The 24,014-nt window shown below is 63.4% G+C and carries 20 protein-coding genes; 15 read left to right on the top strand and 5 right to left on the bottom strand.

All coding sequences use genetic code 11. The annotated features are described in order from the left end of the window. Positions 1-5 precede the first annotated feature (5 nt). The 4 genes from BT125_RS22355 to BT125_RS22340 all read left to right on the top strand — a co-directional run bounded on the left by BT125_RS22355 (position 6) and on the right by BT125_RS22340 (position 2,692). A complete protein-coding gene (locus BT125_RS22355) occupies positions 6-764 on the top strand; it encodes a substrate-binding periplasmic protein (protein ID WP_072410437.1) in 759 nt (252 codons plus the stop codon). 109 nt (positions 765-873) lie between these two features. After that, positions 874-1,491 (top strand): GTP cyclohydrolase II, encoded by a 618-nt coding sequence (ribA, locus tag BT125_RS22350; RefSeq protein WP_014340439.1) that lies wholly within the window; start codon positions 874-876, stop codon positions 1,489-1,491. Next, on the top strand, positions 1,488-1,907 hold the full coding sequence (locus BT125_RS22345) for a hypothetical protein (protein WP_060740421.1): 420 nt from the start codon (positions 1,488-1,490) through the stop codon (positions 1,905-1,907). Before ribA ends, BT125_RS22345 begins: the two co-directional genes overlap by 4 nt. Beyond that, on the top strand, positions 1,907-2,692 hold the full coding sequence (locus BT125_RS22340) for a cobalamin-binding protein (protein WP_072410435.1): 786 nt from the start codon (positions 1,907-1,909) through the stop codon (positions 2,690-2,692). The genes BT125_RS22345 and BT125_RS22340 overlap by 1 nt, the downstream gene beginning before the upstream one ends. A gap of 126 nt (positions 2,693-2,818) precedes the next feature. Here the strand turns inward: BT125_RS22340 and BT125_RS22335 are convergent, their stop codons facing one another. The 5 genes from BT125_RS22335 to BT125_RS22315 all read right to left on the bottom strand — a co-directional run bounded on the left by BT125_RS22335 (position 2,819) and on the right by BT125_RS22315 (position 9,353). Continuing rightward, positions 2,819-4,699: a TonB-dependent receptor domain-containing protein gene (locus BT125_RS22335; RefSeq protein WP_072410433.1), complete on the bottom strand. Its 1,881-nt coding sequence runs from the start codon at positions 4,697-4,699 to the stop codon at positions 2,819-2,821. Positions 4,700-4,845: 146 nt separating this feature from the next. Continuing rightward, positions 4,846-6,744 carry a 1-deoxy-D-xylulose-5-phosphate synthase gene (gene dxs / locus BT125_RS22330; RefSeq protein ID WP_072410431.1) on the bottom strand — a complete coding sequence of 633 codons (1,899 nt, stop codon included), beginning with the start codon at positions 6,742-6,744 and terminating at the stop codon, positions 4,846-4,848. A 115-nt stretch (positions 6,745-6,859) separates the two neighbouring features. Then, positions 6,860-7,747 (bottom strand): (2E,6E)-farnesyl diphosphate synthase, encoded by an 888-nt coding sequence (ispA, locus tag BT125_RS22325; RefSeq protein ID WP_072410429.1) that lies wholly within the window; start codon positions 7,745-7,747, stop codon positions 6,860-6,862. Further along, on the bottom strand, positions 7,744-7,986 hold the full coding sequence (locus BT125_RS22320) for an exodeoxyribonuclease VII small subunit (protein WP_072410427.1): 243 nt from the start codon (positions 7,984-7,986) through the stop codon (positions 7,744-7,746). The genes ispA and BT125_RS22320 overlap by 4 nt, the downstream gene beginning before the upstream one ends. A gap of 230 nt (positions 7,987-8,216) precedes the next feature. After that, the gene (locus BT125_RS22315; RefSeq protein ID WP_072410425.1) at positions 8,217-9,353 is read right to left on the bottom strand and encodes a Fic family protein; all 1,137 of its coding nucleotides are present in this window, start codon (positions 9,351-9,353) and stop codon (positions 8,217-8,219) included. 268 nt (positions 9,354-9,621) lie between these two features. Between BT125_RS22315 and BT125_RS22310 the strand changes: the two genes are divergently transcribed. From BT125_RS22310 to BT125_RS22260, 11 genes are all read left to right on the top strand, one after another. Beyond that, positions 9,622-10,410: a YfaP family protein gene (locus tag BT125_RS22310; RefSeq protein ID WP_060740427.1), complete on the top strand. Its 789-nt coding sequence runs from the start codon at positions 9,622-9,624 to the stop codon at positions 10,408-10,410. Positions 10,411-10,439: 29 nt separating this feature from the next. Beyond that, a complete protein-coding gene (locus BT125_RS22305; RefSeq protein ID WP_072410423.1) occupies positions 10,440-12,149 on the top strand; it encodes a DUF2138 domain-containing protein in 1,710 nt (569 codons plus the stop codon). Further along, positions 12,134-12,799 (top strand): DUF1175 domain-containing protein, encoded by a 666-nt coding sequence (locus tag BT125_RS22300; protein WP_072410421.1) that lies wholly within the window; start codon positions 12,134-12,136, stop codon positions 12,797-12,799. The genes BT125_RS22305 and BT125_RS22300 overlap by 16 nt, the downstream gene beginning before the upstream one ends. Then, positions 12,796-17,364, top strand: a complete 4,569-nt coding sequence (locus BT125_RS22295) for an alpha-2-macroglobulin family protein (RefSeq protein WP_072410419.1) — start codon at positions 12,796-12,798, stop codon at positions 17,362-17,364. The genes BT125_RS22300 and BT125_RS22295 overlap by 4 nt, the downstream gene beginning before the upstream one ends. Before the next feature lies 1 nt (position 17,365). Further along, entirely contained in the window at positions 17,366-18,985 is a 1,620-nt protein-coding gene (locus BT125_RS22290; RefSeq protein WP_072410417.1) for a DUF2300 domain-containing protein, read from the top strand. A 3-nt stretch (positions 18,986-18,988) separates the two neighbouring features. After that, complete coding sequence (locus BT125_RS22285; RefSeq protein ID WP_072410415.1) at positions 18,989-19,822, top strand: YfaP family protein; 834 nt, start codon at positions 18,989-18,991, stop codon at positions 19,820-19,822. 402 nt (positions 19,823-20,224) lie between these two features. Then, positions 20,225-20,806 carry a YjfI family protein gene (locus tag BT125_RS22280; protein ID WP_092258175.1) on the top strand — a complete coding sequence of 194 codons (582 nt, stop codon included), beginning with the start codon at positions 20,225-20,227 and terminating at the stop codon, positions 20,804-20,806. 22 nt (positions 20,807-20,828) lie between these two features. After that, entirely contained in the window at positions 20,829-21,527 is a 699-nt protein-coding gene (locus tag BT125_RS22275; RefSeq protein WP_072410411.1) for a PspA/IM30 family protein, read from the top strand. A gap of 356 nt (positions 21,528-21,883) precedes the next feature. Beyond that, positions 21,884-22,918: an ion channel gene (locus BT125_RS22270; protein WP_072410409.1), complete on the top strand. Its 1,035-nt coding sequence runs from the start codon at positions 21,884-21,886 to the stop codon at positions 22,916-22,918. Next, a complete protein-coding gene (locus BT125_RS22265) occupies positions 22,905-23,561 on the top strand; it encodes a DUF2491 family protein (protein ID WP_072410407.1) in 657 nt (218 codons plus the stop codon). The genes BT125_RS22270 and BT125_RS22265 overlap by 14 nt, the downstream gene beginning before the upstream one ends. Before the next feature lie 15 nt (positions 23,562-23,576). Then, positions 23,577-24,005, top strand: a complete 429-nt coding sequence (locus BT125_RS22260; RefSeq protein ID WP_060740436.1) for a DUF350 domain-containing protein — start codon at positions 23,577-23,579, stop codon at positions 24,003-24,005. Positions 24,006-24,014 lie beyond the last annotated feature (9 nt).

Here is a 24,014-nt window from a genome sequence, read left to right as displayed (position 1 = left end):
CAGGCATGGGCGTAAGCCGCGCACTACTGCTGTTGCTGTGTTTAGGAGCCTGTGTGGGGGTGAGGGTGGCCGAGTCGGCGCCGCTGCCCGACAAGGTCCGAGCGGCCAGCGAGGAGTGGGCCGATTACACCCAGGCCGATGGCCAGGGCATGGGCTGGGACATCTTGCGCGCGGTGTTCGAGCCTGAAGGCGTCAAGTTGGAAATCCGCAGCGTGCCCTACACCCGTTCGATCGGGTTGGTGCAGCGCGGCGAGGTGGACGTGCAGGTTGGCGCCTATCGGGATGAATCCGAAGGCGTGCTTTACCCGAAGTGGCATTACGACGTCGATCACATCTATGCCTTGGGGTTGGCCTCCAAGCCGACGCCCACCCTGGCGACGATTGGCAATTATCGGCTGGTATGGATGCGCGGGTACGAATACAACAACTACCTGCCCAACATCCGGCGTTTCAATGAGATCCACCGGGCGGTGGGTATCTTGCCGATGCTGATCCATGAGCGAGCGGATTTTTACATCGATGCGTCGATGGAAATCGAAGAAGTGCTCGCCAAGGCCGATAACCCGAAGCAGTTCAAACTCTCGCCGCTGATCAATTTGCCCCTCTACCTGGGCTTTGCCAACAACGCCAACGGACGGGCATTGAGCGAACTGTTCGACCGGCGGATGGAAGTGCTGGTGAAAACCGGCCAGCTCAAGCCGATTTTCGAACGTTGGAAGCAACCTTATCCTTTCGACGAGAATGGCAAGCCACCGAAGCCGTAATCAAACTTTTCGATGGTTATGGCCGACAATTCAGCCTAAGCGTCGGTCGGGACGTGCTGTTACAATGCCCGCCTCTGCGAAACTCCAGTACTAGATCAGGAGCACACCGGTGCCTGTCGTTTTTGTTGCCGCTTCCAAGCTGCCAACGCCCTTTGCGCAATTCACCATGCATGGTTTTCTCGATGAAGCCACCGGCCGCGAGCATGTCGTGCTCAGTCTGGGTGATTTCGCCGACGGTTCTCCGGTGCTGGGCCGCCTGCATTCCGAATGCCTGACCGGCGACGCCCTGTTCAGCCAGCGCTGCGATTGCGGTTCGCAACTCGAGGCCGCGCTGCAGGCCATCGCCCGCGAAGGCCGTGGCGTGTTGCTGTACCTGCGCCAGGAAGGCCGTGGCATTGGCCTGTTGAACAAGATTCGCGCCTATGAACTGCAAGATGGCGGTGCCGATACCGTTGAAGCCAACGAGCGCCTGGGCTTTGCCGCCGACCTGCGCGACTACAGCATCTGCCTGCCGATGCTGGAGCATCTGGGCGTGAAGTCGCTGCGCTTGATGACCAACAACCCACGCAAGGTCAAGGCGTTGACCGACATGGGCATCGTGGTGGCCGAGCGTGTGCCACTGCACACCGGCCACAATCCCCACAACAAACTCTACCTGGCAACCAAGGCCAGCAAGCTCGACCACATGATGGGCAACGAGCACCAAGGCGAGGTCGACCGGGCGTGACGCGCGGTCAGGTTCGGCGGCGGCTGTCGGTCAGTTGGTGGAAATACCTGGCCCTGGCCTTGCTGCCACTGTTCGTGATCAACGCGGTGTTTGGCCAGGGCGAAGCGATTCTGCCGGTGCTGGCGATGCCGTTGTTCATTGCCGGCCTGGCGTCGATGTTTGTCAGCCTGCGATTTTTCGGGCCGTATAAACAGGCCCTGGTCGCCACCCAGAAAGCCCTCGACACGCCCGAAGAACCCCAGGCCTGGATCGACCTGGCGGCCCGTCGGCGCGCCGCCTTCCTGGTGGCCGGGCTACCGGCCTGGATCGGCGCCCTGGCGGTGTTCGTGGGCCTGGAAGCGGTGCCGTTGATGCTGCTGGCCTTGTCGACCGCCGTGTTGTTCTACCTGTACCGCATCCCGCGTCAACTCGGTTGATGAGCCGCTGGCTGGCGGTCCTGCTGCTGGCCGTCAGCGCCTCGACGATGGCCGCCTCGCGGGTCGTCAGCCTGGCGCCGTCGCTGTCGGAAATCGTCGTTGAACTGGGCTCCGCCGACCTGTTGGTGGGCGTGCTGGATGGCGGGGAACGCCCGCCGGCGCTCAAGGACGTGCCCTCGGTAGGCCGTTACGGGCAACTGGACATGGAGCGCCTACTCAGCCTCAAGCCCGACCTGCTCCTGCTCTGGCCTGGCAGTGTCGGCCCGGCCCAGCGCGAGCAGCTCAAGGGCCTGGGCATCCCCATCCATGTCGCCGAGCCCCGCAGCCTCGACCAACTCATCACGCAAATCGAAGCCATCGCCCAGCAGCTCGGCCGCCCGGAACAGGGCGTGCAACGGGCGGCGCAGTTGCGCGTGCGTCTCGAGGCGCTACGCCAGCGCTATCGACGGGACCCGCCGTTGCCGGTGTTCTATCAGGTCTGGGACCGGCCGCTGTACACCGTTGGTGGTGGGCAGATCATCAGCGATGCGCTGAGCGTGTGCGGTGCCCACAACGTTTTTGCCGACCTGAGCGTGCCGGCGCCGCAGGTGAGTGTGGAAGCGGTGCTGCAACGTAGTCCGCAAGTCATCCTGGCCACGGAACAGGCGCAGCTCGATGCCTGGAAAACCTGGCCGGTGGCGCAGGGGCGGTTGTTGTTGGTCAACGACAAAGGCCTGGAACGGCCCAGTGGGCAGATGATCGAGGCGACGGCGCGGCTATGTGAGTTGATTGCGCCAGACAGATAGACCGCGGCGCGGCCTTCGCGAGCAAGCCCGCTCCCACAGTTGACCGCGTCCTAGCCGGCAACATCGATCAACTGTGGGAGCGGGCTTGCCCGCGAAGAGGTCAGTCCAAGCACCACAAGCTCTGGATCAGAGTGACGGTGTCCAAGTCACCCCAAACAACCACGCCCGACCTTCCTCCCGATACCCATACTGCCCCCCATCATGGCTATACAGCGCCCGGCTGTAACCCTTGTCCAGCAGGTTATCCACCTTCATCTCCAGCTTCACCTCCCGGGTCAGCGCCCAACTGCCGCGCAACCCGAGCAGGGCAAAGCCGCCCAGGGCGTTGCGGTTGTCTTCATCGTCGTAGCTGCCGCTCACCGCTTGCCAGGTGGCGCCCAGACCGAGGCGGTCGAATTGCCGGTCCAGGTCCAGGCTCAAGGTCCGTCGGGCGCGGCGGGCAAGGGTGTGACCGCTGTCGCGGTCGCGCGGGTCGATGACGGCCAGGGCCAGATTGCCCTGCCAGCCGAAGAGATCCTGCAGATAGGCCATTTCAAAGCCGTTGATGCGCGCCGAGGCGACGTTCTGCGGGCGTGAGTCGCGGCCAAAAATGATCGCGTTCTCCAGGTCGGTGCGGTACAGCGAGGTTTCCAGGCGGGCGCTGTCGCTCAGTTGGCTGCGCCATTGCAGCTCGTAGCTCTTGGCCGTCTCGGGCTTCAGATCAGGGTTGCTGAAGTCCGGGTAGTACAGGTCGTTGAAAGTCGGTGCGCGGAAGCTCTCGCTGTAGGTCAGCAACAGGTCGTTGGCCGGATTGACCGGCAGGGTGAGGGTGCCGCTCCAACTGTTCTGGCCGCCAAACTGTTGGTTCTGGTCGCGACGCAGGCCCAGTTCCGTCGAAAACGTTTCGGCCTGGAAGCGGTGCTGGATGAACGCTGCGCGGTTCCAACGGCTGTCTTCGTCGAACGGCGTGCTGCTGTTGACCCGGTCCTGATACCAGTCGCCGCCGATGATCAGGCTGTTGCGCTCATCCAGCATCACATCGTTTTGCCAGGTCACGGAGTCGCGGTAGGTGTTGAAGACTTCGCGGACATCGCTGAGCTTGTCGAAGGTCTTTTCGCGGTTCTCGCTGTGGCCCAGTTCCAGGCGGGATTTCCAGGCGTCGTTGATTTGCCCGTCCACATAGGTGCCGAAGCTGCTCACCGCGAACTCGCTGTAGGGTTGTTGGGGCAGGAACTCGAAAGTGCTCGGGTCGAAGCGGCCGAACGGGTTGTCGTATTCGCTTTTGCCGCGGTTATCCAGCAGGTTCAGGCCAACTTCCAGATCATCGCTGGCCGCATGGCTCAGGCTCAGGCTGAAGGACTGGTTGCGGTTGGCATCGTCGTCGCGGTCGCTGGCGTAGGACTCGTGGGTCCGGTTGCTACCGTCACTGTCGTCGAGGCTGGCGCCGAGGTTGAAACGGGTCTGCTCGTCGCCGCCGGACAGGCCCAGGCTGCGCTCCCAGGTCTGCTGGCTGCCGACCCCTACATGCAGGCGCGGTTGCAGGCCCTGCGTGTTGCCGCGACGGGTGAAAATCTGGATCACCCCGCCCACCGCGTCGGCACCGTAGATCACCGAGCGCGAACCGCGCAGCACTTCCACGCGTTCGATCTGGTTGATGTTCAGGCGTTGCAGGTTGCTGTCACCGGAGGTGGCGTTGCCGATGCGCTGGCCGTCCACCAGCACCAGGCTCTGGGCCGATTTGGTCCCGCGGATGTAAATTCCCGGCAGGCTGCCGCGCCCACCCAGCGGCGCCACTTGCACCCCCGGCACGCGGCTGAGCAAGTCCGTGACACTGGCCGGTTGCAAGCGCTCGATGTCGTCGCGGGTGAACACGGTGTTGGCGGCACTGCTGTCGTTACGGGCCTCGACCTGGCGGTTGGCGCTGATCACGATGTCGGGCAGCTTCAAGGCCTGGTCGCGTTCGAAGGTGTCGGCCAGCAGTTCCGGGGTTGGCAGCAGGGAAAGGGTGAGGGCGAGACGCAGTTTCATGGGGGTTCCGATCATGTGTGCTTCACACAAGCCAATGTGGGAGCGGGCTTGCTCGCGAAAGCGGTGTGTCAGTCGAATTCGATATTGACTGATACACCGCTTTCGCGAGCAAGCCCGCTCCCACAGGGTTTTGTATTGTTTGAAAGTTACCGGCCCAACAACTGCAACCGCAGCCGCACCGCCGCTTCGATCCCCGCCTCATCCAACCCGCATTCGGCCAGCATCTGCGCTGGCTTGGCGTGTTCGACGTAGCTGTCCGGCAGGCCCAGGTGCAGCACCGACTTGAGGATGTTCTCCCGGGCCAGGAACTCGCTGACCGCCGCGCCGGCACCGCCCATGATGGCGTTTTCCTCGATGGTCACCAGCAGCTCATGGCTGCCGGCCATTTCGCGCACCAGGGCTTCGTCCAGGGGTTTGACGAAACGCATGTCCACCACGGTAGCGTCCAAGGTATCGGCGACTTTCAAGGCTTCGGCCAGTTGCACGCCGAACACCAGCAGGGCGGTTTGCTTGCCCTGGCGACGGATCACGCCCTTGCCGATCTCGATGGGTTCGAGGTTGGTCGAGAGAGTCGCGTTCGGGCCGGTGCCACGAGGGTAGCGCACCGCCGCCGGGCCATTGAACAGGTGGCCGGTGGTGAGCATCTTGCGCAGTTCGTTTTCGTCGCTCGGGGTCATCACCAGCATGCCGGGGATGCAGCGCAGGAACGACAGGTCGAAGCTGCCTGCGTGGGTCGGGCCGTCCTCGCCTACCAGGCCGGCGCGGTCGATGGCGAACAGTACGTCGAGGTTCTGCACCGCCACGTCATGGATTAACTGGTCGTAGGCCCGTTGCAGGAAGGTCGAATAGATCGCCACCACCGGCTTGGCGCCTTCACAGGCCATGCCGGCGGCGAGGGTCACGGCGTGCTGCTCGGCAATCGCCACGTCGAAATAGCGCTGGGGGTAGCGTTCGCTGAACGCCACCAGGTCCGAGCCTTCCTTCATCGCCGGGGTAATGCCCACCAGGCGTGGATCGGCGGCGGCCATGTCGCACAGCCATTGGCCGAAAACGCTGGAATACTTCGGTCCGCTGGCCTTTTTCGGCGCGGCGGCCGGGGCGTCCAGGGGTTCGAGCTTGGTGATGGCGTGGTAGCCGATCGGGTCGACTTCCGCCGGGGCGAAGCCTTTGCCTTTCTTGGTGACCACGTGCAGGAACTGCGGGCCCTTGAGGTCGCGCATGTTGCGCAGGGTAGCGATCAGGGTAGGCAGGTCGTGGCCGTCGATGGGGCCGATGTAGTTCCAGCCCAGTTCTTCGAACAGCGTGCCGGGCACCAGCATGCCCTTGGCGTATTCTTCGGTGCGGCGGGCGATTTCCCAGGCACCGGGCAGGCGCGACAACACCTTCTTGCTGCCTTCGCGCATGCTGGCGTAGGTGCGGCTGGAGAGGATCTTCGCCAGGTAGTTGGACAACCCGCCGACATTGCGCGAGATCGACATGTCGTTGTCGTTGAGGATCACCAGCATGTCGGCGTTGACTTCCGGCGCATGGTTCAGTGCCTCGAAGGCCATGCCCGCGGTCAATGCGCCGTCGCCGATCACGGCAATGGCCTTGCGCTCGCTGTTTTGCAGACGGGCGGCAATCGCCATGCCCAGGGCGGCGCTGATGGAGGTGCTGGAATGGCCGACGCCAAAGGTGTCGTATTCGCTCTCGGAACGGCGCGGGAAGGCGGCGATGCCGTCCTTCTGGCGCAGCGTGCTCATGCGCTCGCGACGATCGGTAAGGATCTTGTGCGGGTAGGCCTGGTGCCCCACGTCCCACACCAGCCGGTCGTCCGGGGTGTCGAACACGTAATGCAGCGCGATCGTCAGCTCGATGACGCCCAGGCCCGCACCGAAGTGCCCACCGGTCTGGCCGACCGTGTAGAGCAATTCCAGGCGCAACTCATCGGCCAGGGTTTCCAGCTCGGCTTCACCCAGGCGACGCAGGCCGTCCGGCGTGTTGGCGCGGTCCAGCAGGGGCGTGGTCGGGCGCTTGCGGGGAATCTCTTGAAACGTCGTGGGCATCAGGCGAATCGTTATAGGTATAGAAAGAGGCGGCAGTTTACCTTATGGATCGCAAGCTGCCCACGCGTAGGCCGGAACTTGGCCGATACGCACTAATGAATGGGTTGACCCTGTATCAGCTGCGTCGTTCGACGATATATCGCGCCAAGTCGCGCAACGGCTCGGCCGCCGCGTCAAAGGGTCGCAGCGCGGCCAAGGCCTGGTCGCGCAACTCCAGGGCGTAGGCCTTGGCTGCGTCGAGGCCGAGCAAGGCCGGGTAGGTCGGCTTGTCCCGCGCGATGTCGGCGCCCTGGCGTTTGCCCAGGGTCTGGGTATCGCTTTCCACGTCGAGGATGTCGTCCTGCACCTGGAACGCCAGACCGATGGCCCGGGCGTAGACTTGCAAGGCCTGCAACTGCTCGGGGGTGGACCGACCGCTGGCCAGGGCGCCGAGGCGCACGCTCGCCTCGATCAAGGCGCCGGTCTTGTGCCGGTGCATGTATTCCAGGGCGCTCTGGTCCAGCTTCAGGCCCACTGAACCCAGGTCGATGGCCTGGCCGCCGACCATTCCGGCGGGGCCCGCCGCCAGCGCCAGGGCGCTGACCATGTCCAGGCGAATCTGTGCCGGGCAGTCGCTCAGGGCCGGGTCCAGCAGGGCGCTGAACGCCAGGCTCTGCAAACCGTCGCCGGCCAGGATCGCGCAGGCTTCGTCGAATTGCTTGTGGGTGGTGGGCTGGCCGCGGCGCAGGTCGTCGTCGTCCATGGCCGGCAAATCATCGTGGACCAACGAATAGGCGTGGATCAGCTCCACCGCGCAGGCCGCGCCATTGGCCTGTTCGGCCTGGCCGCCCAAGGCTTCGCACGCGGCATAGGCCAACAGCGGCCGCACACGCTTGCCGCCGTTCATCACGCTGTAGCGCATGGCTTCGTACAGGCGCGCCAGTTCCGGGCTCGGGGCGCTGAACAGCGTATCCAGTGCAGCATTGACCCGGGCCTGGCTGCTGGCCTGATAGGCACCAATCATTCAGATTGTTCCGCGTCGAAAGGCTCTTCGGTCAGCTCGCCGTCGCGCTCGAGCAGCAATTGCACCTTCTGCTCGGCCTGGGCCAGCGCCGCCTGGCAGTCGCGAGTCAAGCCGATACCCTGCTCGAAGGCGGTCAGCGAGTCTTCCAGCGACAATTCGCCGTTCTCCAGGCGTTCCACCAGCGTTTGCAGGTCGGCCAGAGATTGTTCGAAATCCAGTGCAGCTTTTTTGCGGGCCATGGCGGCTATTCCGGTTGACTGTTAAACCGGCGCGACACTAGCAGACATGGGGTTTTGGGGCAAATCAGGGCAGGGGGATCGAAGCGGGGCAGCGGGCTTGCACCGACCTGCTTTTGTGGCGAGGGAGCTTGCTCCCGCTGGGCTGCGAAGCAGCCCCCAACCTGCTGGGATCAAGTCGGATTGCGGCTGCTGCGCAGTCGAGCGGGAGCAAGCTCCCTCGCCACGGGATTTCAGCCAACTGGATAACTGACCCGATACCGGGTACTGCGTCCACCGCCGGGCATTCGTTCCAGGCAGCCTTTCTCCAGCAGCTCGGCGAGATGGCGGGTCGCCGTCGCCTTGGAAACCTTCGCCACCGCTTGGTATTGGGCTGCGCTGATTCCGCCCTCGAAGCCTTTTTCACCGCCATCGAGCATTCGGTTGAGTACCTTGATCTGCTCAGGCGTAAGCGCGCTGTTGCGATGAGCTTGCCAGAATCTCGCTTTGCAAAACACGCTGTCGATCCGCTTCATCGCCTGCTGGAGGCTGCGCAACAGCGTCTGCAGAAACCAGGTCAGCCAGGCAGTGATATCCAGTGTGGCCTTCTGGCTGTTCTCCAGAATCCGGTAATAACCGGCGCGGTCGTCGAGGATGCTCACGGACATGGCGTAGAAACGGATTGCCTGGGCCTCGCCCTGGGCCAGTGCCAGGTCGGTCAGGGTGCGGGTCAGGCGGCCATTGCCATCGTCGAATGGATGCAGGGTGACGAACCAGAAATGAGCGATGCCAGCACGCAACAACGGATCGAGGTCGGTCTGATGGCGACTGGTCTCGAACCAGTCGATGAACGTTCGCAATTGCTGTTCAAGACCCTGGCGAGGAGGCGCCTCGAAGTGAACGGTGGGTCGGTCCAACCTGCCTGAGACTACTTGCATCGGTTCGTCACCGCGCAGCGTACCTACGCGGATCCGTCGGTGGGCAAAGTCGCTGCTTTGATCAGGAAATAACCACCCATGCCATTCCAGCAAGCGCTCGACAGTCAGGGGCTGGTTGAAATGCCGGGTCGCGTCCAGCAAGAGGTTCGCCAAGCCTTCGCTGCGTTGGCTGACTGGGGTGTCGTCGCCTTGTTCCAGGCCGAGGCGGCGAGCCAGGGACGAGCGCACCGAGCCGACATTCAATTGCTCTCCTTCGATAGCCGATGAGGTCACGATGTTTTGCAGCAAGGCATCCAGTTCGCTCTGGGCGCTGAGCGAAGCCGTGACCGCGCCCGTCATGCCGAGCAACTGGCCTTGGGTCTGCACGCATTCGCGAAGCAGCGGTGCCAATGCTTCAGCTTGCCAGCGGAAGTCGGGCCAGTCGGGCTGTTGCCAGATCCAATGGGGTGCCATGCGCCTGTCCAAAGATGAATGAGCCGAATAATAGCCTTATTCGGCTCATTTCGTGAGCCGAATAAGACTATTATTCGGCTCACCCACCTCTCAGTACGTGATTTCCCACACATAATCGCGTGTTCCCCGATTGTGGAAAATCCGCCGAATAGCTAATCTTCGCGCCATCTACGGCCCCTTGTAACGGGGCCTCCAGACGAAACCCGAATAATGACAAGCAGCGCCGAGGAAGGGCGCCGGGTTGCGTTGTGCATGGCAGGAGGCATACGTGCGTTTTCTTTCTTTATTGATCGTGTTGCTCGGTGCGCCGTTGGCGTGGGCCGAGCCTTCGGCCGAGCTGTCGGAGCCGGTCGGGGGCTGGCGTTACAGTGGTTTGCTCGATCGCACGGAAAACCCCCAGGTCGCCTATCCCACCCCGCCCATCGACCGAGGCGTGCAGCGTAACCGCACGATGATCGAGGGCCGGATCAAGGACATGGGCACGGCTCGCCAGCCCCATAGCCTGGCGGTCAACGGCAATCCACTGAATCTCTATACCGACGACGAGGGCCGTTTCGCCCGGCCGTATGCGTTCGGCGCCGGTTCCAACAGCGTCGAGGTGCGCAGCTCCGAAGGCCGCTCCCTCAAGCGCGTGCAATTCTATGAAGCCAACAACCTGCGCACCCCGGCACAGATCCGCGTGGTGCTGGGCTGGGATGACCCCCAGGCCGAACTCGATCTGCATATCGTCACACCCGACGGCCAACATGCATTCTTCGGCCGGCCGGCGCTGACCAATGGCGGCGGCCTCGACCCGGACGGCGTCGATGGCCCCGGCCCTGAAATGTTCACCATGACCGCGCCGATGCACGGCACCTACCTGGTCTACGTGAATTATTGGGGCAACTACGGCAGCGGCGGCTACAACTTTGATGAGGCCAGCAACCAGAACGAGGTGATCACCTCGCAGATCAACCTGGTGCTCAACGAAAACACCGTCGATGAAAAACGCGAGACCTTTGTCGTGCCCCTGCGCGCCATTGGCGATCTGTTGCTGGTCAAGACTTTCAATTACTAAGCTCCACGGATGAACAGGCCCTTGTGAATATGAGCGACAACACTGCTTCCCCGACCACGCCGACCCCTGTCGCCAAACCTGTGCGCCGCTGGCCGGCGATACTGATCGGGCTGTGCCTGGTAGCGGGTGTGGCCGCCGGGTTGGGCTGGTTCATGACCAAGCCCAAGGCGCCGCCCATGGAGTTGGCGTTGGAAAAACTCGGCCTGAGCCGCCCCGACGGCTTGCTCGAGGCGCATTCCCTGAGCCAGTTGCCCAAGGACCTGTTGGCGGTGCCGTTCCTCAAGGCCACGCTCACCGAGGACTTCGTCTTCTATTACGAGGCCCACGCCGACCGCCTCGGGCTGATCGGCAGCCTGCGCCGGATCATCTACGAGCATGACCTCAAGCTGCAGGACAGCCTGATCGAAGAGCTTTTCGACCAGCCGGCCGATGTCGCGTTGTGGCGCGGTGCGGACGGTCGCCTCAAGGATTTCCTGTTGGTGATGGATCGCGGCGGCCTGGCGAAGGTGCTGGAGCCGTTGGCGAAGGTCGCACTGGATGACGCGCAACTGAGCAAGCTCAGCGACCTGAAGGTCGGCGGTGACGACGTTGCGCTCTACCAGCTCAGCTACAACGCCAGCAAATCCCTGCTCTTCGCCTCCCATGGCGACAAGATGGTCGTGCTGTCCAACCCGACCAAGTTGTACGACCCGGCCAGCGGGTCCGCGGTTGAACCGGGCAGCGTGTCGACCACCGCCCTGGCTGCCTTGCTCAACGGCGACAAACTGTTCCCCGAAGCCTTCGGCCTGCCGCCCAAGGCGCCGGAGGTCAAGCAACGCATCTCGGTCAACGCCAGCGTGCTCGCCATGGGCTACCAGCGTTTCATCCCGAACTTCGCCGGTTTGCGTTTCGACATGGACGACAAAGGCTGGCACAGCTTCCTGGCCATGGACGAGCTGGAAAACCAGCCGGACTTCGACTTCAAGCCGATCTGGCAAGCCATGCCCATGGGCGCCAGCGCCTGCGTGGCCTTGCCCCTGGCCGCCGAGCAACAGAAACCGTTGCTGGTCAAACTCGGCGCCGACGAGAAAGCCGCCCAGGCCATGGTCGACCATGTGGCCGGCGCCGCAGGCCTGTGCTGGTACGCCGATTCGCGCCTGTACACGCCGCTGTTGGTGGCGAGCCTGAATGAGGACGATGGCAAGCTCGATGCCGACCTGGGCAACCTGTTCGGTTCGATGGTCGGCGCCTATGAAAACAATGTCGCTGAACATGCCTTCCCGGTCGTCGAGAAACAACAAGGCTCGACGCACCAGTGGCTGCGTCAGGTCAGCTCCAATTTCGGCCCTTACCTGGCCAAGGAAGCGGAGCAGCCCGAGGCGATTACCGGCAAGGCGTTCCTGCGGGTCAGCCTGGCACGCCACGGTTCGACCTTGCTGTTCTCCCTTGATGACAAACTCGTGGACAAGGCCCTCGGCACCCTCGACAAACGCTTCCCGCCCATGGCCGACGTCGTGCCCAAGGACCTGCTGATGCCGGTCTACTTCGGCCCGGATTCCATGGCGCAACTGATGCAGCGTGAAACCCTCGACAGCTTGCCCCAGGACATGGAGCCGGTGTTCTACAACGCCGCGCAAACCTACCTGATCCCGAAACTGCGCACCCTCGGCGGCTATGGCAAATACGCGCTGACCTTGCCTGCCGGCAGCGAACCGGATGGTCACTGGCAGTGGCTTCCGCTGGAATGGAAAGCGCTGTGACAGCACGGATCCGCAATCCCGCGTTGACGTTGCTGCTGGCGTTGCTGCTCGGCGGGCCGGCGCTTGCCGTCGAGGCGCCGGCGCCGGCACTGGATGTGCAGCAATCCCAGGTCTTTCGCGCCTGGTTCGTGCGCATTGCCCAGGAACAACTGACCAGAGGCCCGAGCCCGCGCTGGTATCAGCAGGACTGCGCTGGGCTGGTGCGCTTCGCCGCCAACGAAGCGCTCAAGGTCCACGATGAAAAATGGCTGCGCAGCAATGGCCTGTCCAATCGCTACCTGCCGCCGGAACTGCCGCTCAGCGATGCGCAACGGCGCCTCGCCCAGCAATGGCAGCAGGGCGGCGGCAAGGTCGGGCCCTACGTCAACGCCATCAAGCTGATCCAGTTCAACAGTCGCCTGGTGGGCCGCGATGTCGCCCAGGCCCGGCCCGGCGACCTGATGTTCTTCGACCAGGGCGACGACCAGCACCTGATGATCTGGATGGGCCGCTACATCGCCTATCACACCGGCACCACAACCCCTACCGACAACGGCATGCGCTCCGCAAGCCTGCAACAACTCATGAACTGGAAGGACACCCGATGGATACCCGACGCAGCCAACCCCAACTTCATCGGCGTCTATCGACTCAACTTTCTCTCCCAATGACCGGTGCCCGCATGCTGCGTTTGTGTTCAAAATTGCCCCTGTTGTTCGCCCTGTTGCTGGCACCTGTCGTGAATGCCGAAGACACGGTGGAGCCCAGCGGCTACATGCCGGTGGCCGGTGAAAGTTTCTTCCTGCTGGCCGACAGCAGCTTCGCCAGCGACGAACAGGCCATGGTTCGCCTCGAAGCGCCGGGCCGCGACTACCGTCGGTTCCGCATGGAGCCCTACGGCGGCGCCGACATCCGCGTCTATCGCATCGACAAGCCGCTGGACTTCCTCAAGCGCCAGAAAAACCTGCACCGCGTGGTCAGCGACGGCCAGTTCAAGGGCGAAGGCCTGTCGAACACCCTCGCGTACCTGTGGGACAACTGGTACCGCAAGTCCCGTCGGGTGATGCAGCGGGCGTTCTCCTACGAGTCCCGCCAGCAAGTCACCGAAGAAGTGCCGGAATTGAAGATCGGCAACGCCTTGGTCGCGCCGACGCCGTATGAAGCGCCGGCACAATTCGCCTTGATCCCGGGCTTGCCGGTGGTCAGCCAGTTCCGTTATCCGCTGTGGCAGGCCAAGCCGATCCAGCCGCCAGCCGGGGTCAACCTGGCCGGTTCGTCCAGTGAGTTCGTCAGCGTCGCGCCGGGCAACGTCTATGTGCCGCTGGGCCAGTTGAAGCCGGGCCTGTACCTGGTGGAAGCGCTGATTGGTAAGTACCGCGCGACCACCATGGTCTTCGTTTCCAACACCGTGGCCGTGAGCAAGATTGCCGGCGACGAGCTGCTGGTCTGGGCCGCACGCAAGCATGAAGGGCGTTCGGTGCCCAAGGTCAATGTGCTGTGGACCGACGGCCTGGGCGTGATGAGCAGCGGTGCCACCGATGAGGACGGCCTGCTGCGCCTCAAGCACGTCAGCCCGGAACGCTCGTTCGTCATCGGTGAAGACGAGGAGGGCGGGGTATTCGTCTCGGAAAACTTCTACTACGACAGCGAAATCTACGACACCAAGCTCTATGCCTTCACCGACCGGCCGCTGTACCGGCCGGGGGATTGGGTGTCGCTGAAAATCGTTGGCCGTGAGTTCAAGAATGCCCGCGATTCGGTGCAAGCAGCCGCCGCCGACGTGAATGTCAGCGTGCTGGACGCCACCGGAACCGCGCTGCAAACCCTGGCCCTGAAGCTGGACTCCAAGGCCGGCACCCAAGGCCGTTTCCAACTGCCGGAAAACGCCGTGGCCGGCGGTTACGAACTGCGCTTCAGCTACAAGGACCAGCTCTACAGCAGCGCCTTCCGCGTGGCCGAATACATCAAGCCGCACTTCGAAATCGCCCTGAACCTGGCCAAGCAGGATTACCGTACCGGCGAGCCGGTCAAGGGCAATCTGGTGCTGCTGTACCCGGACGGCAAGCCGGTGGTGAACGCCAAAGTGAGCCTGAGCCTGCGCGCCCAGCAACTGTCGATGGTGGACAACGAGCTGCAATACCTGGGGCAATTCCCGGTGGAACTGACCAGCAGCGAAGTGACCACCGATGGCAAGGGCAATGCGACCCTCGACCTGCCCGCCGCCGACAAGCCGAGCCGCTACACCCTCACCGTGTTCGCCAGCGATGGCGCGGCGTATCGGGTCAAGACCACCAAGGAAATCCTCATCGACCGTGGCGCGGCGAATTTCCGCCTGAGCGCCCCCCAGCGGTTCAGCGCCGTCGGCCAGAAAGTGGCGTTCAGCTACGCCAACGAAGGCGGCAACGAGCAAGCCAAGGCCGTGACACCGGGCAGCTACGCCTGGGTGCGCCTGGAAGACCAGAGCACCGGCGAAGGCAAGTTGGCGGCCAAGGACAAGGGCTTCAGCCTGACCTTCGAGCGCCCGGGCACCTACAACCTGACGCTCAAGGACGACCATGGCCGGGTCATCGGCGCCGCCGCCCATGCGGTGACCGGTGAAGGCATCAAGGCCGTGCCGGGCACGGTCGAGATCGTCTTCGACAAGCCTGAATACAAGACCGGTGACGAAGCGCTGGCGCTGATCACCTTCCCGGAGCCGGTCAGCGATGCGTTGCTGTCGCTGGAGCGGGACAAGGTCGAGGCCACGGCGCTGCTGTCCAAGGGCGGCGATTGGTTGAAGATGGAAAAACTCAGCGACACCCAATACCGCGCGCGCATTCCGGTGAAGGACGCCTTCGCGCCGAACCTGACCTTCTCGGTGTTGTACACCAAGGGCGGCCAGTACAGCTTCCAGAACGCCGGCATCAAGGTGGTCACGCCGCAGATCGACGTTGCCGTCGTCACCGACAAGGCGACTTACCGCCCCGGCGACACGGTGACCGTGGACCTGAGCACCCAGTTCGCCGGCAAGGCGATCCCGGCGCACCTGACGGTCAGCGTGGTGGACGAAATGGTCTACGCCCTGCAACCGGAAGTCGCGCCGACCATCGACCAGTTCTTCTATCACCCGCGCCGCAACAACGTGCGCACCAGTGCCAGCCTGTCGTTCATCAGCTACGACGTGGCGCTGCCAGGCAGCCCCGGCGCGCCGGGCAAGGCCAACCGCAGCGAACGTGGGGTCAAGGTGCTGGAGCGGCCGCGGCGTGAAGACGTCGACACCGCCGCGTGGCAGCCGGAGCTGGTGACCGACGCCAACGGCAAGGCGCGCTTCACCTTCAAGATGCCGGACTCCCTGACCCGCTGGCGCATCACGGCCAAGGCGATCGCGGACGACGGCCAGGTGGGGCAGAAGAAGCAGTTCATCGCCTCGGAAAAACCGCTGTACCTGAAGTGGAGCGGCCCGACCCGTTTCCGCACGGGCGACAAGCCGCAACTGGGCCTGTTCGCGTTCAGCCAATCGAAAAAACCGCTGAAGACCGAACTGCTGATCCGTTACGCCGGCGCTGAGCAGCGTGTGGCGGCGGAGCTCAAAAACGGCATCAACTACGTGGCGCTGCCGGCCATGGAACTGAGCAGTGGCGACTTGAGCGTGCAGTTGCAGTTGAACGGCGAAACCCAGGATGCCCTGGCCATGCACCTGAACGCCAATGGCAACGGCTGGCAAGTCACCCAGAGCCAGCGCGTTGACGTGGCGGGCGCCGACACCCCGCTGACCCTGCCGGCCGACGCCAGCGATATTCGCCTGCGTCTGGATGACAGTCCGCAAGCGTTGTTCCGTTCCGCCCTGGACGACCTGCTGAGCTACCCGTACGGAGGCGTCGAGCAGACCGCCAGCCGTCTGCTGCCGTTGAGCATCGCCTATCCGACCCTGGCGTCGAACCCGCAGGTCCGCGACCGCTTGCGGTTGATCATGCAAAACAGCCGCTTGCGCCTGGTGCAGATGGCCGGACCGTCGGCGAGCTTCACCTGGTGGGGCCAGGACGGTGAGCCGGATGCCTTCCTCACCGCCTATGCCTATTACGCCGACTGGCACGCCAGCCAGGCCCTGGACCTGAGCCTGCCGCCGGAACACTGGCAGCGGGTGCTGGAAGTCTATGCCAAGCAGGCCGGTGATACGCCGCTGCTGCAACGGGCGTTGATCCTGTCGTTCGCCAAGCAGATGCAACTCCCGGTGAACACCTTGCTCAGCGGCCTGATGGATGATCTGGCGAAGGCCAGTGAAGACAGCACCGAGAGCGTACTGGACAGCGGTGAAGACAGCCTGGTCATGTACGCGCCGGATTCGGCCCTTGGCTTGGCCAGCGCCCGTGTCCTGACCGCGTCCCTGGCGAAACAGGCGAAGGTGCCGTTGCCGGCGGCCTTCAGTCGTCAAGCGGATGCGGCGCAGCAGCAACTGGAACTCAGTTCTCAACCGTTCGTCGAGGCCTTGGTGTTGTCGTTGCAAAGCTTCGATCAGGCCCGCGCCACCGCGTTGCTGGAGCGGGTGTTGCCGCAGCAGTCCACCCTGGAACGGGCCCTGGCCCTGACCTGGTTGCAGCGCAGCATCGAACAGGCAGCGCCGGCCGTGGCCTTGGCACCGGGCGAAGGCTGGGCAGCCAAGCAGGGCGCGACCGGTGAAACCTACTGGCAGTGGCAGGGCGCGCAGCTTCCAACGATGCTGACCCTGACCGGTGCCCAGGAGCGCCCATTGCAAGCGGCACTGAGCTTCCAGAGCCAGCAACCGCCGGTAGCGCCAATGGCGGTGTCCATCACCCGGCGTCTGTCGCGTCTGGTGCCGGGGGACGAGGCCTTCACCTTCAAGCTCGAAGCCGTGGGCAACAAACCGTTGTCCAGCGACAGCCTCTACCTGGATGAAGTGATCATCAACAGCAAGGCCTCGACGCCACTGCGCTACGGCATGCTCGAAGTGCCCCTGCCGCCGGGCGCCGATGTGGAGCGCACCACGTGGGGCATCCAGTTGATGGGCAAGGCCGACAGCGAACCGGCGTCCCTGGAAAAGGCCCGCTTCGAGCCCGGCCAGATGGCGTATGCGGTTCCGGTGGATGCCCTCAGTGGCGAGCTGCGCCTGCGGCACTTGGTGCGCTTCTCCCAGAAGGGCCAGTTCACCTTGCCGCCGGTGCGCTTCACCCAGGTCTACGCGCCCCAGAATCAGGCTCGTGAACAGAAACCGGCGCTTGGTCAGGTCACGGTCAACTGACATGCGCAGGCGGTGGGTTGGGTGGTTGTTGTGCTTGATCCCTGCGCTGGCAACGGCGCAGGACGAGCCGTTGCGCCTGGCCTTCGACGGTCAATTGCTGCGGGTGAGCCAGGCCCAGGTGTTGGATCGCCAGCCGTTGCCCGCTTCCTTGCAGGCGCCACTGGGCAGTCTGTGGAAACTGTTTGTCTACGCCTGGTTGGTGGACACCGACGCTCGCGAGCCGGTCTATGAGTGCCGCGGCGAGTCGAAGGAAGAGGTCTATTGCTGCAATGCCGGGCAGAGCATCGGTCGCGATCAGGCGCTGGTGAAGTCCTGTGGCTTGTACTTCGAGCCGCAGCGGCTCGGGCTGTCGGCTTCGAACTGGCGCGATTACTGGCAGGCCCGCCAGGCGCCGGCCTGGTTGTTGGACTTGCCGGCCTTGCAGCCCCAGACGCAGGTGCCGGTCGCGGAACTGCTCAAGGCCCTGGCCATGCTGCCGGCCCAGGACCAAGCCCGTCGGGTGCTGCTGGATGTGGTGCTCGGCGCGGCGGACGGGCGGTTGGTCGGCGAGTTGGGCAGTCGCCTGCGGGTCAAGACCTGGAGCTGGCTGGGTGACCAGGGGCCTTCCTCCCGACAAGGCGGTTTCGCCGGTTGGCTGGCCGACGGCACCCCGGTGTGGGCCGGGGGGCGTGGCACCAGCCAGCAAGTCCTGAAGGTCTACGGCGAAGGTTTGGCGGCGGCATTGCCGTCGCGCTGGCCGGCGGAAACCGGGCGTTGCGTGGAAGTCGGCCTGTTTGCCCGCTATCCCTGGCAGCGGGTGATGGCCGGTGACCGGCCTGCCGTGCCGGGGCAATTGCGCGGTGATTACCGCGTCGAATTCACCAACGGCAACCAATTGGACATCCACAGCGATGGCGAGCTGTTCCTGATGCCCGGCAAGCTGGTGGCGCGCCTGGACCGGGAGGAATACGTCGCCCGGGTCCTGCAGCGCGAAGCCAAGGCCGAGCCCGCCGAAGCCGCCAAGGCACTGGCCGTGGCGATCCGCACCTATCTGCTGCAGAACGCCCAACGCAACGGTGATTGCTTGAGCATCGACGACAGCAGCCATCGCCAGCGCGTCGCGCCACGCCCAGCGGCGCCTGAAACCCGCGCCATTGCCGCCTGGACCAGCGACCTGGTCCTGGCCGGCACCGACGTCACCTACCACTCCGACCAGCCCGGCCCGGACAAACTATCCTGGGCGCAAGCCGTAGAACAAGCCAATGCCGGTCAACGGTACGACGCCATCCTGCTGCACGCCTACCCGCGTGCCAGCCTCAGCCGTTGGGACAATCCGGTGGCGTCCTGCGAGGCGCTGCCCGCCGCCCAGGACTGGCTGCTCAAGCAGCGCCGGGGCTGGCGTGAGCGGCTGGAAGGTGAAGTGGGCTACAACGAAATCAGCACTTTCGCCGTCTGCCGCGTTGCCTTTGGCCGGCCTTATGTCGACCGCGAGCGCCAGCGCATCTATGTGCGCGGCGTGCTGTCGCTGCAAGACCGTCTCGACCTGACCCATGAATATCTGCACCTGGCCTTCGAAGCTCACCCCAACGGCCAGGACGAAACCTATATCGAAGGGCTTGCCCGTCACCTCTTGCTGGAATAGACCATGACACTCCGTTATCCACAGGTCTTGCTGTTGCTCTGCGCCCTGACCGCGTTGCCACCGGCCATGGCCGCTGACGCCATCAAGCTAGACACCCCCATTGGCGGCTGGCGCAGCGGGGCGCCGGGCGGTGAAGGCGAAAGCTTCAGCCAGACCGTCAACTACCCGGCCTCGTCGGTCAACACGCCCCAGGGCCAGGCCAACACCGCCCGCATTACCGGGCAAATCAAAAGCGCGCCCAAGGACAGCAACGCGCCGGGCCAGTTGATCGTCAACGGCGTCAGCCTGCCGCTGAAGCTGGATGAGGAAGGGCGCTTCGACCGGCCATTCTCGTTCCCCAACGGCAGCAACAGCGTGGAAGTGCGTAGCCCCGACGGCCAGCAACGCCACCGCACGCAATTTCTCAACACCAGTGGCGGCGCCACACCGGCCAAGCTGCGGGTGTTGCTGACTTGGGACAGTGACGGCACCGATCTGGACTTGCACCTGGTCACCCCCGACGGTGCGCACATCTGGTACGGCGACCGTGCCGTCGCCAACGGCGCCGCCCTCGACGTCGACGTCACCACCGGCTACGGCCCGGAAATCTTCGCCATGCCCGCGCCGATCAAAGGCCAGTACCTGGTGTATGTGAACTACTACGGCGGCGGTTATCGCAGTGAAGAGGACGGCGAAGAAGGTGAGGGCGGTGGAGAGCAGGCGCAACAAGCCCTGACCACCGCACAGGTCACCGTGATCACGGAAGAGGGCACGCCGAACGAGAAAATGGAAACCTTCGTCGTGCCGATGCGGGCGGTGGGCGAGCTGACGCTGGTCAAGAGCTTCAGTTACCCATAAGGCACACCGGGATCTCTTGTGGCGAGGGAGCTTGCTCCCGCTGGGCTGCGAAGCGGCCCCCATCGAGGCTGACTGCATTTTTTAACTGACACACCGTAGCGCCTGGCTTAGGGCTGCTTCGCACCCCAGCGGGAGCAAGCTCCCTCGCCACAAAGGCGGTCGGTAAGCGGGCCTCTGCAGGGTTCATCCGCCGTTTGTGACAAAATAAAAATCTCACGCGTGAGCTATTGTGGGCTTTCGAAACTACCTGTAGTGTTTCTCACGCGTGAGTTTTTCACAGTGGGGTCCAGCACCATGCAAAGTAGCTCTCCAGCAGATCCGCCTGGCGGGTCTGTGACCGATACAGCGAGCCGCAAGGGAGAGCGCTCGAAATCCTCTGCGAAAAAACCATCGAGCTTCTATATGAAGCAGATGCGCGCGGGCTTGAGTGCCGCCGGGTATGTGAAACACGAGACTTGGGTGCTTCCCGAAAACCGAAGCCTGCTCAAGCAGATGGAGAAACAGCTACGCCAACCGATTCTGGCTGGCTCATTCATGTCGGAGAATTACATGAGCGCAGGTAACAACTGGAACATTGACCGCCTCTACAGCGCCCTTCAGGCTCTGGACGAAGTGGTCGCGAACGACATCACTCTCTCCCTCGTCCAAGGCTCCGAGTCCAGCATCAAGCTGGAAATGAATGACTTCGGTGGCTTGCCGATCTACATCGCAGTCGTGGGCGACCAGATCATCGTCGATACCGTCCTGGTGGATGTCGAGTCGATCAGCGACGTGGCGGCCTTCAACGACGCCGTGTTGCGCAGCCGGGAAATGTTCCCGCTGTCGTCCATCGGCATCGAGACCATGCCCAACGGACAGGTCGTCTACAACATGTTCGGCGCGCTGAGCTCCGACTCCAGCCTGACCAACGTCGTCACCGAGGTGAAAACCCTCGTCGACAACGTCCAGCGCGCCAGCGAAGCGTTCGAACGCTTCTTCATCTAATTCGCCGAACAGGAACCATCCAATGACTCAGTCCATCTGGAGCAAGTTGTTCACCGCACTGCGTGGCGGTGCCAACGAAGTCGGCGAATCGATCGTCGACCAACAGGCCCTGCGCATCCTCGACCAGGAAATCCGCGATGCCGACAGCGCGCTGGCCAATGCCAAGCGTGAGCTGGTCACCATCATGGCCAAGCACAAGCTGGCGACCGATCGCGTCGGCGAATACAACGCCAAGATCAAGGACCTGGAAGCCAAGGCCCTGGCCGCGATCCAGGCCAACCGCGAAGACCTGGCGCTGGAAGTGGCCGAAGCCATTTCGACCCTGACCAACGAACTGGACGCCGAGCAAAAGCACGCCACCGAATTCGGCGGCTATGCGGACAACATGCGCAAGGACATCACCAAGGCCGAAAGCCGCATCAAGAGCCTGCGTCAGCAAGTGGACATGGCCAAGGCCCGCGAAAGCGTGCAGAAGGCCCAGGTCAGTGCCTCGATCGCCAGCGGCGGCGCCAATGGCAAGTTGGAAACCGCCGTTGGCACGCTCAACCGCCTGCAGGCCAAGCAACAGCAACGTGCCGCTGAACTGCAGGTCCAGGATGAACTGGCCGAAGCTTCGACCGGCACCGACCTGGAACGCAAGCTGCGCGATGCCGGCATCACGCCGAACGAAGGCAGCGCCAATGCGATCCTGGAACGCCTGAAGAAAAAATCGGCTGAGTGATCTGTTCGGGCTGATCAATTCGGGCAGGCCGAGCACAAAACCTGTGGCCTTGCTCCCGCTCGACTTTGTAGGAGCTGGCGAAGCCTGCGATCTTTTTATCTTTCGCTTGGGATTCAAGTGTTTGGGGAAAGATCGCAGCCTCGTTGCACTCGACAGCTCCTACACAGCCTCTAGGGCTCGGCGGGAGCAAGCTCCCTCGCCCCAATAGTGTCCGGCGCTCCTGGATTTAATTGTGACGCAGGTACTTTTATCCCAGCGCCGCAACAGGTTTAATGCTGTCCGGCCACTACGCTCAAGCGTTCACACGCCAGAGCGATTTCCCGCCAGGAACGAAGCCCCACGGAGTCAGGGACGAAATGTCGATTTTCCTTTTGTTGCGCACCTACGCTTCGTCCTTCTTCCATCGGTTCGGTTGGGCGGGCCTGGCCATTGCGTTGGGCGTGCACCTGTCCACGGCCTGGATCGGCCTGGTGCTGCTGGGCGAGCAACACCTCATCGCCGCCGCCACGTTTATCTACTTCTATCTCACCACCACGCTCACCGTCGGTTATGGCGACCTGTTGCCACAGACATCCGCCGGGCGAATTTTCGTGGCTATCTGGGTCATGCTCGGGGGCATCGCGCTGCTGACGGCAGCCATCGGCAAAACCACCAGCAGCGTCATCGATGTTTGGAGAAAAGGCATGAAGGGTAAAGGCGATTTCACCGGCAAGGTCGGCCACACGGTTCTCATCGGCTGGGAGGGCGTTTCCAGCGAACGGGTCATCGAACTGCTGCTGCAGGACGAAACCTCCAATGACAACCTGATCGTCATCTGCGATTGCGATCTTGAAGAAAACCCCATGCCCGGCAAGACGTCGTTCATCAAGGGCGACAGCCTGTCCTCCGCCGCACTGCTGCAGCGTGCTGGCGTGCCGGGTGCCGAACGCGTCCTGGTGCGCACCCATTCCGATGACCTGACCCTGGCCACCGTGCTGGCGGTCAATCAACTGGGGCCTGCCGGGCATGTGGTCGCCCACTTCAATGACAGCGAAATCGCCGCCCTCGCCAGCGCCTATGCCCCAAGCCTGGAATGTACCTCCAGCATGGCTATCGAAATGCTGGTGCGGGCCTCCCAGGACCCGGGTTCGTCAGTGGTCATCAATGAGTTGCTCTGTGTGGGCGAAGGCGCCACCCAGTACCTGATGAAACTGCCCGAGGCGTTTGAAGCGACGTTCGGCGAGCTCTACACCCGAATGAAAGAGCAGCACAACGCTACGCTGATCGGCTACCGCGCCCAGGGCGCCCGACACCCGGCGATCAACCCGCCCGGCGCTACCCGCGTCGTGGGCGGAGAACTCTTCTACATCGCCTCCACGCGACTCAAGGAAATTTCCCATGGGGTGGTTTAAACAGTTGATGGGCCTTCAGGCCCCGAACACGACAGCCAGCCAGGGCGCCCCCGTCACCGGGCCGTTGGGCCTGGCCTCCGGCAAGCAGGTCATGTTCGATGCCACGCTCAAGTTGTTGCTCGACGGCAACAGCACCGTGGTCATCCCCGGTTCCCAGCAGATCTGGAGCCTGGGCATCGTCGATCTCGGGCAGTCGAACTGGCTGTCGCGCTGCTACATGAACGACGAAGACTACTGGCTGCAAGTGCACACCAGCGGCGACATCGCCGGGCAGGTCGAGTCGGTGATCCTGTTCAACTACCTCAGCTACGTCACCATCAACAGCGAAGCGGAGTTGCGTCGCCTGGCCGGCCCTGAAAGCCTGATCGGCCTGCCGACCTACACCCACGACGGCGTCGAGTACACCCGCGAATGGGGCACCGAGGCGGGCCAGACAGAATTGGTGACGTTGAGCGAGCGCGTGAGCAATCCGGATGAGTCCTACAGCGTCGAGCACCGTTCGATGCTGTACGCCCGCGACACCGGCCTGACGGATCGCCGGGAGTTCCTGTTGTTCTCCGTCGAAGAGGACGCCGAAGGCACCGTCAGCCTGAGCACTTCGCTGGGTATTTCGCTGTACACCACTGACCTGAACACTCTTTGAATAAGGAAGAAGTCCATGCTTGAAGCGCTCTCCATTTCCCTGAACAAGGCCGCCGTGTTCGGCTTCGCCCTGTACATCCTCGGCGCCGCCGTGCTGTTCGCGCTGTTTCAGTTCATCTACATCCATGTCACGCCGCACAAAGAATTCGAACTGATCCGCTCGGGCAACGTGGCGGCGGCGATCGCCCTGAGCGGCGCCCTCATTGGTTTCGCCATTCCGGCCAGCAACGTGATTGCCTACTCGATCAGCATGCTGGACTTCGTCGTCTGGACGGTGATCGCCGCTGTCGTACAGTTGCTGGCGTTCCTGGTGACCAGCCTGGTGCTCAAGGGCGCTTCCGCGCGCATCAAGCAGGGTGAAATCGCCGCGGGTATCTACATCGCCGCCGTGGCCATCAGCGTCGGCCTGTTGAACGCCGCGTGCATGACGCCTTCCACGAACTGATTGCGCCAC

It is taken from the genome of Pseudomonas sp. NFACC04-2, from assembly GCF_900119265.1.
GTDB lineage: Bacteria > Pseudomonadota > Gammaproteobacteria > Pseudomonadales > Pseudomonadaceae > Aquipseudomonas > Aquipseudomonas fluorescens_AA.
Note: the sequence above shows the minus strand (reverse complement) of the source record. Positions and strands in the feature narration are given on the sequence as shown.

What these genes read in the sequence shown, in the direction of transcription:
- BT125_RS22300 (WP_072410421.1), top strand. Translation starts at nt 12,134, where the DNA reads ATGGAAAGCGCTGTGACAGCACGGATCCGCAATCCCGCGTTGACGTTG.
- BT125_RS22315 (WP_072410425.1), bottom strand. Translation starts at nt 9,353, where the DNA reads ATGGCACCCCATTGGATCTGGCAACAGCCCGACTGGCCCGACTTCCGC.
- BT125_RS22295 (WP_072410419.1), top strand. Translation starts at nt 12,796, where the DNA reads ATGACCGGTGCCCGCATGCTGCGTTTGTGTTCAAAATTGCCCCTGTTG.
- BT125_RS22275 (WP_072410411.1), top strand. Translation starts at nt 20,829, where the DNA reads ATGACTCAGTCCATCTGGAGCAAGTTGTTCACCGCACTGCGTGGCGGT.
- BT125_RS22280 (WP_092258175.1), top strand. Translation starts at nt 20,225, where the DNA reads ATGAAGCAGATGCGCGCGGGCTTGAGTGCCGCCGGGTATGTGAAACAC.
- BT125_RS22260 (WP_060740436.1), top strand. Translation starts at nt 23,577, where the DNA reads ATGCTTGAAGCGCTCTCCATTTCCCTGAACAAGGCCGCCGTGTTCGGC.
- BT125_RS22305 (WP_072410423.1), top strand. Translation starts at nt 10,440, where the DNA reads ATGAGCGACAACACTGCTTCCCCGACCACGCCGACCCCTGTCGCCAAA.
- ispA (WP_072410429.1), bottom strand. Translation starts at nt 7,747, where the DNA reads ATGATTGGTGCCTATCAGGCCAGCAGCCAGGCCCGGGTCAATGCTGCA.
- BT125_RS22285 (WP_072410415.1), top strand. Translation starts at nt 18,989, where the DNA reads ATGACACTCCGTTATCCACAGGTCTTGCTGTTGCTCTGCGCCCTGACC.
- BT125_RS22335 (WP_072410433.1), bottom strand. Translation starts at nt 4,699, where the DNA reads ATGAAACTGCGTCTCGCCCTCACCCTTTCCCTGCTGCCAACCCCGGAA.
- BT125_RS22290 (WP_072410417.1), top strand. Translation starts at nt 17,366, where the DNA reads ATGCGCAGGCGGTGGGTTGGGTGGTTGTTGTGCTTGATCCCTGCGCTG.
- BT125_RS22265 (WP_072410407.1), top strand. Translation starts at nt 22,905, where the DNA reads ATGGGGTGGTTTAAACAGTTGATGGGCCTTCAGGCCCCGAACACGACA.
- BT125_RS22270 (WP_072410409.1), top strand. Translation starts at nt 21,884, where the DNA reads ATGTCGATTTTCCTTTTGTTGCGCACCTACGCTTCGTCCTTCTTCCAT.
- dxs (WP_072410431.1), bottom strand. Translation starts at nt 6,744, where the DNA reads ATGCCCACGACGTTTCAAGAGATTCCCCGCAAGCGCCCGACCACGCCC.
- BT125_RS22355 (WP_072410437.1), top strand. Translation starts at nt 6, where the DNA reads ATGGGCGTAAGCCGCGCACTACTGCTGTTGCTGTGTTTAGGAGCCTGT.
- BT125_RS22340 (WP_072410435.1), top strand. Translation starts at nt 1,907, where the DNA reads ATGAGCCGCTGGCTGGCGGTCCTGCTGCTGGCCGTCAGCGCCTCGACG.
- BT125_RS22320 (WP_072410427.1), bottom strand. Translation starts at nt 7,986, where the DNA reads ATGGCCCGCAAAAAAGCTGCACTGGATTTCGAACAATCTCTGGCCGAC.